Origin of the sequence: Pseudomonas sp. PS02288 (assembly GCF_029959715.1) — a bacterium.
Classification (GTDB): Bacteria; Pseudomonadota; Gammaproteobacteria; order Pseudomonadales; family Pseudomonadaceae; genus Pseudomonas_O; species Pseudomonas_O kuykendallii.
The window spans coordinates 92862-109168 of sequence record NZ_JASCPA010000004.1 but is presented as its reverse complement, the minus strand read 5'-3'; the positions used below and the strand labels follow the sequence as shown (position 1 = coordinate 109168).

Here is a 16307-nt window from a genome sequence, read left to right as displayed (position 1 = left end):
GCCCGTTACTCGCCGGCCTGCAACACCCAGCCGCTCACTTGCAGGGCGAGGTCGTCGCTGGCCCGGCCGAAGGCGTCGACGACTTCGGGCACCGCGCGGCCCCGCACCGCCTGGCTCACCTCGAAACGCCGGCTGGCGAGGATCGCGCGGTTGCGGGTATCGATCAGTTGCGCGTCGAAGCGGATCAGCACCTGCGGCTGGCCAGCCTGATACTCGCTCTGGAACGCGCGCAGGTTGCCGCCCAGTTCGCGGTCGGCGCGCAGGTTGTCGTCGTCGCTGCTCAGCCGGGCGATGCCGCCGCCGGCGCGCAGCGCCTCGATCAGGCGGTCGCGCAGCAGCACCGGCACGGCGTCGCTCCAGCGCGCGCCCTTGTAGAAGCTCAGCCGGTCAGGCTGCGGCAGCACGGCGATGCGCGTGCCTTCCAGCCCGCCGGCGGCTTTCGGCCGGGTGACGCGTAGCGAACCCTCGCCGCCGGCCGGCGCCGCCGCGCTGGCGAAGTGGCCGCCGGGAAGCAGGTAGGTGTCCACCGTCTCCGGCTGCGACAGCGCCGAGCATCCGCCCAGCAGCAGCGCGCCGGCCAGCAGGGCTAGGGAGCGCCCCGGAAAAATGCGGATCATGGCTCGAACTCCTGTGCATGTTCCCGCCCGAGCAGATAGCCCACCGGGTTTTCGTTGAGGCCGTGACTGACCTGGCGCAGCGAGGCCAGGGTTTCGCGCAATTCGCGAATCGCCGGGCCGAGTTCGCCAAGGCCCTGCAGGCCGTTGGCCAGCGAGTCGCTGTTGGCGGCGAGGATGCCGTCCAGCCGCATGCTGCTGCCCTCCAGCGAGGCCAGCGTCCGCTCGGCCTGGTCCAGCACCACGCGGCCCTTGTCGTTGACCAGAAGGTTGGCATTGCGCATCAGCAGCGTGGTCTGTTCCAGCGTCGCGCTGGCCTGCTGGCTGGCCAGCGCCAGCTGGTGGACCATCTCGCGCACGTCGTCGCGCTGGTCGGCGATCATCGCGGTGGCCTGCTGCAGGTTGTCCAGCGTGCGGCTGATGCGTTCGGCGTTGTCCTCGGAGAGCATCCGGTTGATCCCTGTCAGCGCCTGGGTGACGCCGGTCATCAGGTCCTCGCCGTTGGCCAGCAGGCGGGCGATCGGTGACGGATCGGCGACGATGATCGGTGGCTCGCCGTTCTGCGCCACCAGCGGCTGGCTTTCCGGCGTGCCGCCGCTGAGCTGGATCTGCGAGGTGCCGGTGATGCCGTTCATCGACAGCTTGGCGCGGGTGTCCAGCTTGATCGGCGTGGTCGCGACGATGCGGATCTGCGCCACCACACGACGCGGGTCGTTCGGGTCGAGGTGGAGTTCCTCCACTTCGCCGACGCGAATGCCGCTGTACTGCACGGTGCTGCCCTGCGAAAGGCCGCTGACCGCCTCCCTGAAGACCACCCGGTAGCGGTTGAACTCGCCCTCCCCGGAGCGTCCCAGCCAGAAGGCGAAGAGCATGGCAGCGGCGATGGCGATCACCGTGAACAATCCGATCAATACGTGATGGGCTCGGGTTTCCATCAATCCGTCTCCCGCAGGGATGCATGGGTGTGTTCGGCGGCCCGTGCGCGCGGGCCGTGAAAGTAGTCGCGAATCCAGGCGTCGTCGTACGCCGCCACCACCTCGAGGCGATCGGCCACCAGCACGCGCTTCTGCGACAGCACGGCGATGCGGTCGCTGATCGCGTAGAGGGTGTCGAGGTCGTGGGTGACCAGGAACACCGACAGCCCAAGTGCCTCGCGCAGGGTGAGGATGAGCTGGTCGAACGCCGCCGCGCCGATCGGGTCGAGCCCGGCGGTGGGCTCGTCGAGGAACAGGATGTCCGGGTCCAGCGCCAGCGCGCGGGCCAGCGCGGCGCGCTTGATCATGCCGCCGGACAGCGAGGCCGGGTACTTGTCGCCGGCGTTCGCCGGCAACCCGGCCAGCGCCAGCTTGACGGCGGCCAGGCGCTCGGCCGAGGCGCGCGAGAGGCCGGCGTGCTCGATCAGCGGCAAGGCGATGTTCTCGATCACCGTCAGCGAGGAAAACAGCGCGCCCTGCTGGAAGAGCACGCCGAAGCGCCGCTCGAGCTGCGAGCGACGCTGCTCGGGCAGGGTCAGCAGGTCCTCGCCGAACACCCGCACGCTGCCGGCGCTGGGCCGGTTGAGGCCGATCAGGGTACGCAGCAGCACCGACTTGCCGCTGCCCGAACCGCCGACCACGGCGAGGATTTCGCCACGGCGGATATCCAGGTCGAGGTGCTCGTGCACCACCTGCGGGCCGAAACGGTTGCTCAGGTCGCGGACTTCGACGATCGCCTCGCTCACCAGTCCATCTCCATGCAGAACAGGGCCACCAGCGCATCCAGCAGGATCACCACGAAGATCGATTTCACCACGCTGATGGTGGTGTGCTCGCCCACCGACTGCGCACTGCCGCTGACCTTGAAGCCTTCCAGGCAGCCGATCACGGCGATCAGGAAGGCGAACAGCGGCGCCTTCGCCAGGCCGACCACCAAATGGCTGACGCCGATATCGCTGTGCACGATGTTGAGGAACATGCCGGGCGAGATGTCCAGCGCGATGGCGCACACCGCCAGCCCGCCGAGGATGCCGCTGAGCATGCCGACGAAGGTGAGAATCGGCAGCGCGACCAGCAGCGCCAGCAGGCGCGGCAGGACCAGCAGCTCGACCGGATCGAGACCGAGGGTGCGGATCGCGTCGATCTCCTCATTGGCGCGCATCGAGCCGATCTGCGCGGTGAAGGCGCTGGCGGTGCGCCCGGCGATGAGGATCGCGGCCAGCAGCACGCCGAATTCGCGGAGGAACGAATAGGCCACCAGGTTCACGGTGAACAGGGTCGCGCCGAAGCTCTGCAGCACGGTGGCGCCGAGGAACGACACCACCGCGCCGACCATGAAGGTCAGCAGCGCGACGATGGGCACCGCGTTCAGCCCGGTCTGCTCCAGGTGCGCGACTATCGAGGTCAGCCGCCAGCGCCGCGGGCGCAGCAGGTAGCCGAGCAGCGACTGCAGGATCAGACCGATGAAGCCGAGCATCTCCACCAGGTTGCACCAGTGCTCGACCATCGAGGCGCCGATGCGCTCGAGCAATTCCAGGTAGGCGGCGCGCGGCGCGGGCGGCGACAGCGGCACCTGATCCGCCTGCGAGCGCGCCACCAGCGTCAGCAAGGCCTGCTGCCTGGCCGGCAGGCATTCCTGGGTGGCCGCGCGTTCGACGCCCAGCAGCCGCACCAGCAGCGCGGCGCCGGCGGTATCGAGCTGGCCGATGTCGCTGAGATCGAAATGCCGTGGGGGTTCGGCGCCCTGGGCCGAGACGACTTCGCGCTCCAGCCGCATGTAGTCGGCCAGTACCCAGTCGCCGGCGATGCGCAGGGTCGAGGCATCGCCGGCATCGAGGCGCGTCAGGCTACCAGGCGTTGGGGTAAGGCTCATCGACTGTCCGGGTCAGGCGGCGGGAAACTCCCTGAGCCTGCCATGATGCCGAGAACAGAGCCTTCGCTCTAGCTTTTTGCAGGTGCAATCGCCGCCGCCGACGCGCCCGGCGCACGCCAGGCACGCGCTACTTCTGCCGACGCCGGCGGATCACCGCGATCACCGCGCCGCCCAGCAGTAGCAGGCTCGCCGCGCTGAGCGTGCTCATGGTGCCGAGCGCCGGAACCATCGGCGTGTAGCCGGCGACCATCTTCGAGTACAGCCACTTGGGCACCGTGGAGTCGGCGCCGGCGGTGTACAGCGACAGCGGGAAGTTGCCCCAGGACAGCAGGAAGGCGAACAGCGCGCCGGACCAGATGCCCGGCCACAGCAGCGGCAGGGTGATCTCCTTGAAGATGAACAGACGGCCGGCGCCCAGGTCGATGGCGGCCTCTTCCAGGGTCGCGTCGTAGCTGTAGACCTGGATCGCGATCACCAGCGTCACCACCGGCACGATCCACACCAGGTGCGCGACCACCGCGGTGCGCCAGCTCGGCGTGATGCCCAGGGCGTTCATCCACAACAGCAGCGCCAGGCCGAGCACGGCCTGCGGGAAGAAGATCGGCAACAGCAGCAGCTTCTGGTACAGCTTGCGGCCCTTCCACTCGTAGCGGGCGAACGCCAGCGCGCCGAAGAATGCCAGCAGCACCGAGATCAGCGTCACCAGCAGGGCGACGGTGATCGAGTTCTGCACAAGCGTCTGCACTTCCAGCGAGGCCAGCGTGCGCTGCCACCAGTCCAGCGAGAACTGGCGCACCGGGAACAGGAAGTAGCGGCTCTTCGACAGCCCGGCCAGCGCGCTGCAGACGATCGGCAGGTAGATCGCGATGAGCACGAAGGCGGCCCAGCTGCGGATGAAGAATTCGGAACGGATCTTCGCTTGGGTTCTCATGCTCAGCGTCTCCCCAGCACGCGGTCGAGGTCCAGCCTGGAAAGCACCGCCAGGGTCAGCCCGCCGATGATCAGCACCAGCAGCACGGCCAGCGCGGCACCGAGCGGCCAGTCCTGGGCGTAGGTGAAGGCGATCTCGATGTCGTGCACCACGGTGATCACCGATTGCCCGCCGAGAATCTTCGCCTCGGCCACCGCGCCGACGGCGAGGACGAAGGTCAGCAGCATGCCGATGAGGATGCCCGGCATCGCCAGCGGCAGCTCGACCTCGCGCCAGACCATGAAGCGCCCGGCGCCGAGGTCGGCGGCCGCGTCGATCAGGTCGCGCGGCACCATCGACAGGCCCAGGGTCATCGGGAACAGCATGAACGGCAGGTACACGTAGACCATGCCGAACAGGGTGATCCCCGGCGTGTACAGCACTTCGGGCCCCGACCCCAGGCCTAGGGCGTTGAGCAGGCCGTCGACCACGCCGTTCTTGATGAAGAACTGCACCCAGCCATAGAGGCGGACGTTTTCCGACACGAACAGCGGGAACACGAAGAGCACGCTGACCAGCGAGGAAAAACGCCCGAACGCGTGGTTGAGGCCGTAGGCGATCGGATAGGCGATCAGCGCCAGGATGATCGTGCAGGCCGCGGCCAGCCCCAGCGACCAGACGAACGAGGTCCACACGGTGTTGGAGGAATCCAGCACCGCGGAGAAGTTGGCCAGGGTGAACGAGGTGAACACCTCGAAGCTCTTCGGCGAGGCGAAGGCGTAGGCGACCACGGTGACCAGCGGCGCGAGGAAGCCCAGCATCAGGAAGAGCAGCACCGGGCTGGCATAGCGCAGGCCGGTGGACACCACGGGTGGCGCGTCGGAATCGTGCATCTCAGGCCTCCGTCACGAAGGCATCGGCGGCGTTCCAGCCGATCATCACCTGCTGGTCGAGGGCCGCATCGCGCGCCAGGGTGCGCGGGATCTCGATGAGCACGCTCTTCTCGCCGCAACGCACCTGGTACTGGATGCGCGAACCCAGCGAATACTCGTTGAACACGCTGCCGCGGATGACGTTGTCGAACTCGTCCGGCGCACTGGCGAAGCGCATGTACTCGGGGCGCACGATCACCGTCGCCGCCTGGGCGCCCTGCAGCGAATCGGGCAGGGTCAGGGTCACGGCGCTGTCGGTGTCGGCGCTGAACCATCCGCGCTCAGGATCGCGCACCAGCGGAAACTTGTTCACCTCGCCGAAGAACTCGGCGACGAATTCGGTTTCCGGCCGCGCGTAGATGCTCTCCGGCGTACCGATCTGGACGATCTTGCCGGCACTCATCACCGCGATGCGGTCGGACATCACCATCGCCTCCTCCAGCGAGTGAGTGATGTACACGAAGGTCTTGCCGCTCTCGCGGTGCAGGTCCTTGAGCTCCTTCTCCAGCACCTTCTTCAGCTTGTAGTCGAGCGCCGACAGCGGCTCGTCGAACAACAGCACGTCGGGGTCGTAGGCGAAGGCGCGGGCCAGCGCGACACGCTGCTTCTCGCCGCCGGAACACTTCATCACGTTCTTGCCGTAGTAGCTCTCCGGCAGGCGCAGCATGCGCAGCAGCTCCAGCGCGCGCTCCTTGCGTTGCGCTGGCGGCACGCTCTTCACCTTGAGCGGGAATTCGATGTTCTCGCCGACGGTCTTGTGCGGGAACAGCGCCAGCGACTGGAACACCAGGCAGGTCGGCCGCTGCTTCGCCGGGACGTTGTTGATCAGCTCGCCGCGCAGGGTGATGTTGCCGTCGCTCGGCGCCTCCATGCCGGCCAGCATGCGCAGCAGCGTGGTCTTGCCGGAGCCGGACGGGCCGACCACGGTGAGGAACTCGCCGTCGAGGATGTTCAGTGAAATGCCGCTGACCGCGGTGAACTCGTTGAAACGCTTGTAGACATCCACCAGTTGCAGAATCGGTAGCGGTGCCTTGGCGACATCATTCAATGCGCTGCTCATAGTCGTGCCTTGTTCGATTACGGGACGTGCAGGGTCCCGCCCACGCGCCGGCAAGCAGCAGCCGCGTGAGCGGGCGATGGGGCCATTCGGCGGCGCGGGCGCGCGTCATCCGGCGACGCCCGGCCTGCGGGTGTCGCGATCAGCGCATGCGCTTGGCGGCGGTGATCATGTCCAGTGCCTCGGCGTACTCGGGAACGATGTCGTACTCGACGCATCGACTCATCTCCTCGGCCAGGCTGTCCCACTGGATGATGTCCAGCTCTTCCTGGGTGAACAGCTTGAAGCACTCCGGGCTGCCCATCTGGCTGACCGGGTTGAAGGTGCCCTCGGCGAACGCCACCTGGTGGGCGACATCGGGCTTCTGCACGTACTTGAGGAATTCGGTGGCCAGCGGCGAGACGTTGGGGTTGTTCACCACCGAGGTGATCTCGATCCAGGAAACCCCGCCCTTGCCGTCGATCGGCCCGCGCAGCGGCGTGATCCCGCGGATTTCCGGATAGCCGTCGGCGCGTGCCGGCGAGGCGGTGTAGGTGCCGCCGGTGAGGTACAGGTCGATCTCGCCGGAGATCATCGCCTGGTTCAGGCTGGCGACGTCGCCGACCATCTTCGCGCCCTTGAAGACCTTCACCGCGGTCTGCTGAAACAGCTCCATCTCCGCCGGCGTGTGCTTGACGAAAGGGTTGATGCCGGCGATCAGGAAGATGTCGAAGACGTTCCAGTCGTCCGACTCCTGGATGCCGTACTTGCCGGCAAGAGCCTTGTCGTTGAACAGGTCCCAGCCAGTGTCCTCGGCGCTGGCACGGCTGATCTTCTTGGTGTTCACCACGTAATTGAACGGCCCGAAGCGCTGCGCCATGCCCAGCAGGTCTTTGCCGTCCTCGCTCATCGCCCACTTATAGGGGGCCTTGAACTCCGGCAGCATGGCGTCGAAATAAGGCTCGAACTCGGCGCGCGGCAGCGACTTGATCAGCCCAGCGGGCGCCATGACCTTGCGCGCCCAGGGGTTGTTCACGTTGATCAGGTCCCAGACGTTGGTCTCGCCACCGCGCAGGCGGTTGATCATGGTCGGGTCGTTGGTGAGGCTCTCGGCCTTCACCGTAGCCCCGGTCATCGAGCGGAACGGGTCGAGCACCTGCGCCGAGTTGTAGCCTTCCCAGCAGAGGATGTTCAGCTCCTTGCTGCGCGCCGCGGCGAAGGCCGACGAGCCGCCCAGCAGCGTGCCACCGCCCAGCGCCATCGCACCGGCGCCAGCCCCCATCATCTTCAGCAATTTCCTTCTCGACAGATCGTTCATCTTCTCTCCTACCCGGACGGGGGCGTGGTTCAGCGATGCGTCGAGTAGAACTCACGAATGAGGCAGGTTCAACATTTTTTTTCGCACCAGATGTGGACCTTCACGCACTAAAAAGCAGCACGAAATCCGTTCGATTTCAGAGTATGAGCCATAAGATATTGATTTTTATATATTTGATTGGTGGTCTGTATTTTGCCAGAGATCTCTCACTATTCAGAGAGGACCACCAAATGTTTGAGTCACTACAAAACAAAACCGTCATCGTGACGGGCGCCAGCCGCGGGATCGGCCTGGGCATCGCCAAACGCTTCGGCCAGGCCGGGCTGAACGTGCTGGTGGTGTCGCGCTCGCTCGCCGACGCGCAGGCGGTGGCCGAAGGCATCGGCGCCAACGCCTCGGCGTTCGCCGCCGACGTGAGCGAGGAATCGGCCTGCCAGGCGATGGTGAACGCCGCCGTGGAACGCTACGGCTCGGTGGACGTGCTCGCCGCCAACGCCGGGATCTTTCCCTCGGCGCGCATCGAGGACATGACCACGGCGGACTTCGACCACGTGATCGCCACCAACCTGCGCAGCAGCTTCCTCAGCACCAAGGCGGTCCTGCCGGTGATGAAGAAGAACGGCTTCGGCCGCATCGTCCTCACCTCCTCCATCACCGGCCCGATCACCGGCTATCCGGGCTGGTCGCACTACGCCGCGAGCAAGGCCGGTCAATTGGGCTTCATGCGCACCGCCGCCATCGAACTGGCCAGCGCCGGGATCACCATCAACGCGGTGATGCCCGGCAACATCCTCACCGAAGGCCTGGACGGCATGGGCGCCGACTACCAGGCTGAAATGGCCGCCTCGATCCCGCTGCGCCGCCTCGGCTCGGTGGACGACATCGCCAACGCGGTGCTGTTCTTCTCCACCCGCGAAGCCGGCTTCATCACCGGCCAGACGCTGGTGATCGACGGCGGCCAGGTCCTCCCCGAATCCAGTGCCGCGCTGGGTTGAGGATTGGGAGCTACTCGGCTCCGGCTGGTGGGTTACGCGGTGGGTGATTCGGGGTGAACCTCGGCTTCGTTGTGCCGCTAACCCACCCTACGAGTTCGGCGTGAACCGTAGGGTGGGTTAAGGCGCCCACCGGGGATGCGATCAAGGAAATGCGTAGCGCCGCAACCCACGCGGGTGGGGACACTCGACTCCGGCTGGTGGGTTACGCCGCGGGTGATTCGAGGTGAACCTCGGCTTCGGTGTGCCGCTAACCCACCCTACGAGTTCGGCGTGAACCGTAGGGTGGGTTAAGGCGCCCACCGGGGATGCATCAAGGAAATGCGTAGCGCCGCAACCCACGCGGAGCGGAGGTCCACGCGACTCCGCTTGGTGGGTTACGCGGTGGGTGATTCGGGGTGAACCCTTGGCTTCGGTGTGCCGCTAACCCACCCTACGCTCAATGCTCGCCCGCGCCTGCCCGCCGCCCAAGCGGGAGTCAAGCCTGGCGCTGCTCATCGAGCCTGCATGGATTAGCTCCCCTCTCCCATCATGGGAGAGGGGCTGGGGGAGAGGGCGGGAAAGACCGCGAAACGGCCAGCCCCTCCCCACATCGAACTCGACCACCGCTCAAGTGAACAGCCTTACGCTCAAGCCCGCCTTTCAGGGCGCGCGGCTCACACGGCCCGCAACACCTTCTCCAGCGTCTCGACGAAGAAGCCGGCGTTGTCCTCGCCAAAGCACAGCGCCGGACGAATCTTCAGGACGTTGCCGTAGGCGCCGGCCGCGCCGATCAGTATGCCCTCCTCCTTCATCGCGTTGATCACGTAAGCCGCCAGGCTGGCATCCGGCTCGCGCTGGCCACGGCTGAATTCCAGGCCGATGAACAGGCCGGCGCCACGCACGTCGCCGATCCGCTCGTCGCGACGACCGAGGTCGCGCAGGCCGTCACGCAGCAGCGTGCCGATCCGGTCGGCGTTGGCGATCAGCCCTTCCTGCTCGATCACCTGCAACACCGCTAGACCGGCCGCGGCGGCCACCGGGTTGGCGCCGAAGGTGTTGAAGTAGCCGGTTTCGGCGCAGAACGCCTCGAGCAGTCCCGGGCGCGTGACGACACCGGCCATGGGGTAGCCGTTGCCCATGGGTTTGCCCAGGGTGACGATGTCCGGCTCGATGCCGTGCCGGGCGAAACACCAGTGGCCCTTGCCCGTGCGGCCGAAGCCCGGCTGCACCTCGTCGGCGATGAACAGCCCGCCCGCCTCGTGCACCACGGCCAGCGCCTCGGCGAGAAAGCCGGCGGGATCGGCGAACACGCCGTCGCTGGAGAACACCGTGTCCACCACCAGCCCGGCGAAGGTGATGCCGTTGTTCTGCAGGTCGGCGATGGCCGCGCGCAGGTGCGCGGCGAACACCTTGCCGACCTCCTGCCCCGGCTCCAGGTGATAGCTGTCCGGCGCCGGGATGGTGCGGATGTGCGGCGGCAGCGGGCTGCCCTTGCGGTACGACGACGGCGAGATTTCCATCACCGCCGTGGTGTTGCCGTGATAGGCCGTCTCGGTCACCACGAAGCCGTTGCCGCCGGTGTGGGTCTGCGCCATGCGCAGGGCGATGTCGTTGCTCTCGCTGCCGGTACAGGTCAGCACCAGATTCGACAGCGACGCCGGGAAGGTCGCCAGCAGGGTTTCCGCGTAGGTATGCAGGTTCTCGTACAGGTAGCGGCTGTTGGTGGCGAGCAGCGCGGCCTGGCGACTGATCGCCTCGACTACTTGCGGGTGGCAGTGGCCGACGGTGGGCACGTTGTTGTAGACGTCCAGGTAGGCCTTGCCGGCCGCGTCGAACATGGTCACGCCCTCGGCGCGAACGATCTCCAGCGGCTTTTGGTAGAACAGCACCGAGGAGGCGCCGAACGAGGCGCGGCGACGCTCGACCAGCGTCGCCAGGCGCGCGTCGAGGCGCTCGGCGCTGGCCATGTCGAAGCGGTTCAACTGGAGGATTTGCTTCGACTCGGTCATCTCGGGTCCTTCTCTGCATAGGCGCTCAGGTAGCGCTCGGCCAGGGCAACGGTGCCGCGGGTGTAGTCCTCGCCCATCGACTGCGCGGTGGGCGTTTCGGCGTGGCTGGCGATCCAGGCGGTGAGTTGCATGCGACGCAGCATCAGCAGCATGGGAATGGCGTCCTCGTCCTCCCGGGGCAACTCGGCAACGCTGCGATAGCCGTCCAGCCAGGCGGCGAGGAAGTCCGGTATCCGCGAGTCTTCCTCGAGGAAGCTGACGCAGGCGGCGAAGTCGTAGGCGTACCAGCTCAACCCGCAGTCGTCGAAGTCGATCACGCTGAGGCGGTCGCCATGCACCAGCAGGTTGGCCGGGCGCATGTCGCAGTGGACCAGGCCGAAACGCTGCGCATCGGTGCCGTAGGCCGCGGTCTGCGCGCGCAGCAGCGCCTGGGTACGTTCCAGCACGTCGCGTCCGTGCGCATCGAGGCCCAGCGCCTGGCGCCAGTCGCCCCAGTGCGCCCGCGGGCCGATGATGGTGTCGAAGTCCCACACCTTGCGCACGAAGCCCTCTGGCTTGACCCAGCTGCGGCTGTGCTGGTGCAGGCGCGCGTTGATCTGGCCGAGCACGCGATACCACTCGGCGAGGTCGCCGGCGGCGTCCGGCTCGCTGCCCGGCATCCACTCGAAGGCGGCGACGTGGCGCACCGTGTCGCCATCGGCGAAGGAGCACAGCAGGCGTCCGTCGAGGGTGGGAATCGGCGCCGGCGCGCTGACCAGGCCGGACTCGCGCAACGCGAGAATCCAGCTCAGCTCGGACTCGATCTCGGCGACGCTGTGATAGTCGGGGCGCTGCACGCGAATCACCTGCCGGCGTTTTGTGGCAGTGTCCTCGACCAGATAGGTGGCGTTCTCCGAGATCGCCAGCAATCTGACCGCCGCATCCCCCGGCAGCCCCCAGTTCGGCAGCGCTCCGCGCAGCCCGGCCTCGAGCCGCTGAAGAAATTCGCTTTCGTACAACATGACAACCCCCACAACCTTGGTGCGCTAGAAGTACAACATTTGAACCACAGCAACAAGATTAAATATTGCGCTTGCAACATTTTCAGGGCGAGACGACCCCATTTCGGGCGATGGGAAAGCCTTCAACACCGAGCACCGCGGGTGACGGCGCCGGGCGTTCCCGCACGGGGGCGAATGATCTACCATGCGCAATCCATCGGCCTTTTTGTGGTGAATCCCACAGTTGGCGCCCACCTTCAACGCAGCGATTCGAGGGCACATGTCCAGAGCGAAAACCGCACGCCAGGCCAAGATCATGGCGGAACTCAACAACGCGCCGAGCCTGCGCATCGTCGACCTGGCCCGCCTGCACAACGTGTCCACCGAAACCATCCGCCGCGACCTCGACGAGCTGACCCAGGGCGGCCACCTGAACCGCACCTACGGCGGCGCCGTGCGCGCCATCGCCAGCGAGCCCTCGCTGACCGAACGCCACCGCCTCTACATCAACGAGCGCGAACGCATCGCGCGGGCCACCGTGCAGCTGATCGCCGATGCGCAGATCCTCATGCTCGGCTCCGGCTCCACCACCGTGCACGTGGCCCGGCGCATCGCCACCGAGATGAAGGACATCACCGTGCTCACGCACTCCTTCGGCGTGGCCACGGTGCTGTCGATCAACCCGACCATCCGCGTCATCGTGCTGCCCGGCGAGTACCACGCCACCGAGGGCGCGATGGTCGGCGCGCACACCATCGCCTTCCTCAACGGCTTCTCCGCGGACTATGCGATTCTCGGTGCCAGCGGCCTGTCGGACGACGGCGCCAGCGATGCTCTGATCGACTGCAGCGCGGTGTACAGCACGATGATGCAGCGTTCGAGCAAGACGCTGATCGTCGCCGACCATTCCAAGTTCAACAGCACCTTCCCCGGTCGCTACGCCTCCTGGCACCAGGTCGACTGCCTGATCACCGACCAGCAGCCCACCGGCAAGCTGCTGCAGTGCCTGAACCAGAACAAGGTGACGCTCAGGCTGAGCAACGAACCGGCGGCCTGAAGCGCCGGCCGCCCCTCAGCCGCGCAGTGCTTCCAGGCTCTGCTTCTGGCGCCCTTCTCCATCGAAGTTGTCCTCGCCCAGCCAGCGCGCGAATGCCGCCTGGCAGCGCGGCCATTCGCTGTCGAGCAGGGAAAACCAGGCGCTGTCGCGATTGCGCCTCTTGACCACCATGTGCTGGCGGAAGGTGCCTTCGTGGACGAAGCCCAGGCGCTGCGCCGCGCGCATCGAGCGGGCGTTGAGCGCGTTGCACTTCCATTCCAGGCGGCGGTAGCCCAGCTCGTCCATCACCCGTTGCGCCAGCAGGTAGACCGCCTCGGTCGAGCCCGGCGTGCGCTGCATGACGCGGCCGAAGGCAATGTGGCCGATCTCGATGCAGCCGTCCTTCGGCGCCAGGCGCAGGTAGGCGAGCAGGCCGACCGCGCGCCCGCTGGCGCGATCGATAACGGCGAAGAACAGCGGATCGGCGCTGGCCTGGTTGCCCGCCAGCCAGGCATCGAAGGGCGCGCGCTCGGCGAATGGCCCGTACGGCTGATATTCCCACAGCAGCGGGTCGGCCTCCGGCCCCTGCAGCGCCCGCCACAGATCGTCGCCGTGGCGTGCGCTATCCAGCGGTTCCAGCCGCACGAAGCGACCGTCGATGGGGGTGTGCGACGGCGCGGCGACGGGTTGCCAGTCGAGGTGTCGTTCGGTGGTCATGGGGCACTTCCTGATCAGAACAGCTTGCGGTACTGGACGAAGCCGGAGCGGTCGCCGATGCGGTCGTAGAGCTGCATGGCGTCGGTGTTGGTTTCGTGGGTCAGCCAGTGCACGCGCGAGGCGCCGGCGGCGCGGGCCTCGGCGTAGACGTGCTCGATCATCCGCCGGCCGATGCCGCTGCCACGCAGGTCGCCGGCGACGAACAGGTCCTGCAGGTAGCAGTAGTCGCCCAGCGTCCAGCAGGATCGGTGGAAGATCCAGTGCACCACCGCGACGGCGCGGCCGTCCTGCCAGGCCAGCGCGGCGTGCATCGGCTCGGCGGGATCGAGGAAGCGCTGCCAGGTGACCGGCGTGGTGCCTTCGGCCAGCTCGCTCTTATAGAACGTCAGATAGCCCTGCCAGAGCGGCAGCCAGGCGTCATGGTCGGCTGCCGTGACGGCGCGGATTTCGAGGGTGGACATGCGGGTTCCTTCTGCGTGGGTTCAGGATGGGTGATTCATGCGCTGCGCCAGTTCGCGGTCGCGCGCATCGGTGCTGGCGCCAAGGCCGTCGCGCACGCCCTGGCGGTCCGCGGCGCTGCGGTTCTGGCCGAGCTTCCACTTGCCTTCCAGGCGCTCGATGGGCAAGGCGAAACCGACGATGGCGCGCAGCATGGCATCGATATAGTCGCGCGGTGCATCGCCCAGCGCCCAGGGCTGCGCGCGCCCGGCCTCGTGACGGTCGCTGAGGCGGGCGAGCAGGTCGAGCAGGCGCGCCGGTTCGTCGAAGACCTCGGCGCGACCCTGCGCGTGGACGGCGATGTAGTTCCAGGTCGGCACCACCTTGCCGTGCTCGGCCTTCGCCGGATACCAAGACGGGCTCACGTAGGCATCCGGCCCGCTGAACACCGCCAGCGCCGGACCGCCCTCGGCGAGCACCCGCCCGTGCGGATTGGCCCGGGCGACATGCCCGTAGAGCGTGCCGAACGGACCCTCCTCCGGCACCAGCAGCAACGGCAGGTGGCTGGCCTGCAACCCGTCCGCGGCGTGGCTGACCAGCACCGCCAGGCGGCTGTCGGCGATCTGCAGGTGCAGTTCGGCGAGTTCGTCCTGGCGGAAGGCGGTTGGGACGTACATGGGGTGATTCTCCTGGCTTGACGGGATCATCCTATGCAGACTATTGGCCTTCCCCAAGATCCATTTATGCCGACTTCGACAGGGCCAATCCATGCCAGCTGTCCCGCTTCCCTTCGACCTTTCCGGCATCCGCCTCGAACCCGGCAAGGGTCTCGCCCGCCAGCTCTACCAGGCCTTGCGCGAGCGCATGCTGGACGGGCGCCTGCCCGGCGGCACGCGGCTGCCGGCGAGCCGCGACCTTGCCGCCCTGCTCGGCATCTCGCGCAACACCGTGACCCGCGCGTTCGACCAGCTGTACGCCGAGGGCTACGTCGAGGGCCGTGTCGGCGATGGCACCTACGTCGCCGCCCCGGTGGGCGCGGTGCGCACGGCGGCGCTGGTCAACGGCGGTCCGCCGCCCAGCGCGGCGCTGCGGCAATTGACGGAGCATCACCTGTCGCCGCCCCCGCAGGGCGCGCCACGGGCGTTCCGCGTCGGCGTACCGGCGTTCGACCTGTTTCCCTTCGAGACCTGGGCGCGGCTGTCGGCGCGTTTCTGGCGCAAGCCGTCGCCGGCGCGGCTGGGCTACGGCGACCCGGCTGGCGATGCGCAACTGCGCGAACTGATCGCCGCCTACCTGCGCAACAGCCGCGGCCTGCACTGCGACCCGGCGCAGATCGTCGTCACCTGCGGCGCGCAGCAGGCGATCAGCCTCTGCGCGCAGCTGCTGTTGCGCCCCGGCGACCGCGTGGCGATCGAGAACCCCGGCTACCGCGCCGCCGGGCATGCCTTCGCCGTGGCCGGCGCGCGCCTGCACGGCATCCCGGTGGACGCCGAGGGACTGGACTGCGCCGCCCTGGAGCGCGCCGGCGACTGCCGCCTGGCCTACGTCACGCCGTCGCACCAGTACCCCACCGGCGTCACCCTCTCGCTGGCGCGGCGCCTGGAACTGCTGGACTGGGCCGAGCGCCACGACGGCTGGATCGTCGAGGACGACTACGACGGCGAGTACCGCTACAGCGGCACGCCGCTGACACCGCTCGCCGCGCTGGACCGCCAGGGCCGCGTGCTCTACGTCGGCACCTTCTGCAAGATCACCTTTCCAGCGCTGCGCCTGGGCTATCTGGTGCTGCCGGCGAACCTCGCCCAGCCCTTCGCCCGGCGCCGCGCGCTTGACATGCGCCACTCGGAAATCGGCACCCAGGCGGTGATGGCGGAGTTCATCGCCGCCGGGCATTTCCAGCGCCATATCCGCCGCATGCGCAGCGCCGCCCGCAGCCGCCGCGACGCCCTGCTGGCCGGTTGGCCGGACGCCATACCGGGCTGCGCGCCGATGCCGGCGGTGGACGCCGGCCTGCACCTCTGCGTGCGCGTCGACAGCCTGGCCCGCGAACGCCAGTTGATCGGCGCCGCCGAACGCGTCGGCGTGGAAATCAATGCCCTGAGCCGCTACTGGCTACCCGACAGCGACACCCCGCAGGAGGCACGCGCCGGTCTGGTCCTCGGCTTCGCCGCCGTGCCGGAAGCGGAGATCCGCCGCGCGCTGGATGCCCTGCGCCAGGCGTGGAAAACTCCGCCCGCGTCACCAGAGGAATGAGCGAAGCGAAAGGCCGGCGGACGAATCGCAGGCAAAAAAAAAAGCAGCTCGATGCACGAGCTGCCAAGTGAGAAAGCGTTCACATGGAAAGGAGCCAATCCAAACGGTCGCGAATCCAGACGACCGACTGCATCCTAAGCCGGATGCAAGGCAGTTTCGTGACAGCGACGCCGGCGGCCGTGAAGGCGGGCTCAGTGGCCCTGCCAGCTGCAGCGATCTCGACCAGAGGCGCCCTCACGGCCG

At 67.5% G+C, this 16307-nt stretch carries 16 protein-coding genes; 3 read left to right on the top strand and 13 right to left on the bottom strand.

The window, feature by feature from the left end:
* Nucleotides 1-5: 5 nt before the first annotated feature.
* From QMX85_RS03595 to QMX85_RS03560, 8 genes are all read right to left on the bottom strand, one after another.
* Nucleotides 6-617, bottom strand: coding sequence for an ABC-type transport auxiliary lipoprotein family protein (locus QMX85_RS03595; RefSeq protein WP_282338837.1), 612 nt, complete (start codon nucleotides 615-617; stop codon nucleotides 6-8).
* Nucleotides 614-1549 (bottom strand): MlaD family protein, encoded by a 936-nt coding sequence (locus tag QMX85_RS03590; protein WP_282338836.1) that lies wholly within the window; start codon nucleotides 1547-1549, stop codon nucleotides 614-616. Before QMX85_RS03590 ends, QMX85_RS03595 begins: the two co-directional genes overlap by 4 nt.
* Nucleotides 1549-2337, bottom strand: coding sequence for an ATP-binding cassette domain-containing protein (locus QMX85_RS03585; RefSeq protein ID WP_282338874.1), 789 nt, complete (start codon nucleotides 2335-2337; stop codon nucleotides 1549-1551). Before QMX85_RS03585 ends, QMX85_RS03590 begins: the two co-directional genes overlap by 1 nt.
* Nucleotides 2331-3461, bottom strand: a complete 1131-nt coding sequence (locus QMX85_RS03580; protein WP_282338835.1) for an MlaE family lipid ABC transporter permease subunit — start codon at nucleotides 3459-3461, stop codon at nucleotides 2331-2333. Before QMX85_RS03580 ends, QMX85_RS03585 begins: the two co-directional genes overlap by 7 nt.
* A 127-nt stretch (nucleotides 3462-3588) precedes the next feature.
* Complete coding sequence (locus QMX85_RS03575) at nucleotides 3589-4392, bottom strand: ABC transporter permease (RefSeq protein WP_090231583.1); 804 nt, start codon at nucleotides 4390-4392, stop codon at nucleotides 3589-3591.
* Between the two features lie 2 nt (nucleotides 4393-4394).
* Nucleotides 4395-5264 (bottom strand): ABC transporter permease, encoded by an 870-nt coding sequence (locus QMX85_RS03570; protein WP_282338834.1) that lies wholly within the window; start codon nucleotides 5262-5264, stop codon nucleotides 4395-4397.
* 1 nt (nucleotide 5265) lies between these two features.
* On the bottom strand, nucleotides 5266-6363 hold the full coding sequence (locus QMX85_RS03565) for an ABC transporter ATP-binding protein (RefSeq protein WP_282338833.1): 1098 nt from the start codon (nucleotides 6361-6363) through the stop codon (nucleotides 5266-5268).
* Between the two features lie 139 nt (nucleotides 6364-6502).
* Nucleotides 6503-7657 (bottom strand): PotD/PotF family extracellular solute-binding protein, encoded by a 1155-nt coding sequence (locus tag QMX85_RS03560; RefSeq protein ID WP_282338832.1) that lies wholly within the window; start codon nucleotides 7655-7657, stop codon nucleotides 6503-6505.
* Between the two features lie 230 nt (nucleotides 7658-7887).
* On the opposite strand from QMX85_RS03560, the gene fabG reads away from it, so the two are divergent.
* Entirely contained in the window at nucleotides 7888-8652 is a 765-nt protein-coding gene (fabG, locus tag QMX85_RS03555; RefSeq protein WP_282338831.1) for a 3-oxoacyl-ACP reductase FabG, read from the top strand.
* A 653-nt stretch (nucleotides 8653-9305) separates the two neighbouring features.
* Here the strand turns inward: fabG and QMX85_RS03550 are convergent.
* Both QMX85_RS03550 and QMX85_RS03545 read right to left on the bottom strand, forming a co-directional pair.
* Nucleotides 9306-10640 carry an aspartate aminotransferase family protein gene (locus QMX85_RS03550; RefSeq protein ID WP_282338830.1) on the bottom strand — a complete coding sequence of 445 codons (1335 nt, stop codon included), beginning with the start codon at nucleotides 10638-10640 and terminating at the stop codon, nucleotides 9306-9308.
* Nucleotides 10637-11641 (bottom strand): phosphotransferase enzyme family protein, encoded by a 1005-nt coding sequence (locus tag QMX85_RS03545; protein ID WP_282338829.1) that lies wholly within the window; start codon nucleotides 11639-11641, stop codon nucleotides 10637-10639. The genes QMX85_RS03550 and QMX85_RS03545 overlap by 4 nt, the downstream gene beginning before the upstream one ends.
* Before the next feature lie 259 nt (nucleotides 11642-11900).
* Here QMX85_RS03545 and QMX85_RS03540 point away from each other — a divergent pair, with 259 nt between their 5' ends.
* Entirely contained in the window at nucleotides 11901-12677 is a 777-nt protein-coding gene (locus tag QMX85_RS03540; RefSeq protein ID WP_282338828.1) for a DeoR/GlpR family DNA-binding transcription regulator, read from the top strand.
* Nucleotides 12678-12692: 15 nt separating this feature from the next.
* On the opposite strand, the gene QMX85_RS03535 is transcribed toward QMX85_RS03540, so the two are convergent.
* From QMX85_RS03535 to QMX85_RS03525, 3 genes are read right to left on the bottom strand one after another with little or no spacing between them, the layout of a single operon-like run.
* Entirely contained in the window at nucleotides 12693-13373 is a 681-nt protein-coding gene (locus QMX85_RS03535) for a GNAT family protein (RefSeq protein WP_282338827.1), read from the bottom strand.
* 14 nt (nucleotides 13374-13387) lie between these two features.
* Nucleotides 13388-13834: a GNAT family N-acetyltransferase gene (locus QMX85_RS03530; protein WP_282338826.1), complete on the bottom strand. Its 447-nt coding sequence runs from the start codon at nucleotides 13832-13834 to the stop codon at nucleotides 13388-13390.
* 21 nt (nucleotides 13835-13855) lie between these two features.
* A complete protein-coding gene (locus tag QMX85_RS03525; protein ID WP_282338825.1) occupies nucleotides 13856-14488 on the bottom strand; it encodes an FMN-binding negative transcriptional regulator in 633 nt (210 codons plus the stop codon).
* Between the two features lie 91 nt (nucleotides 14489-14579).
* On the opposite strand from QMX85_RS03525, the gene QMX85_RS03520 reads away from it, so the two are divergent.
* Nucleotides 14580-16064 (top strand): PLP-dependent aminotransferase family protein, encoded by a 1485-nt coding sequence (locus tag QMX85_RS03520; RefSeq protein ID WP_282338824.1) that lies wholly within the window; start codon nucleotides 14580-14582, stop codon nucleotides 16062-16064.
* Nucleotides 16065-16307 lie beyond the last annotated feature (243 nt).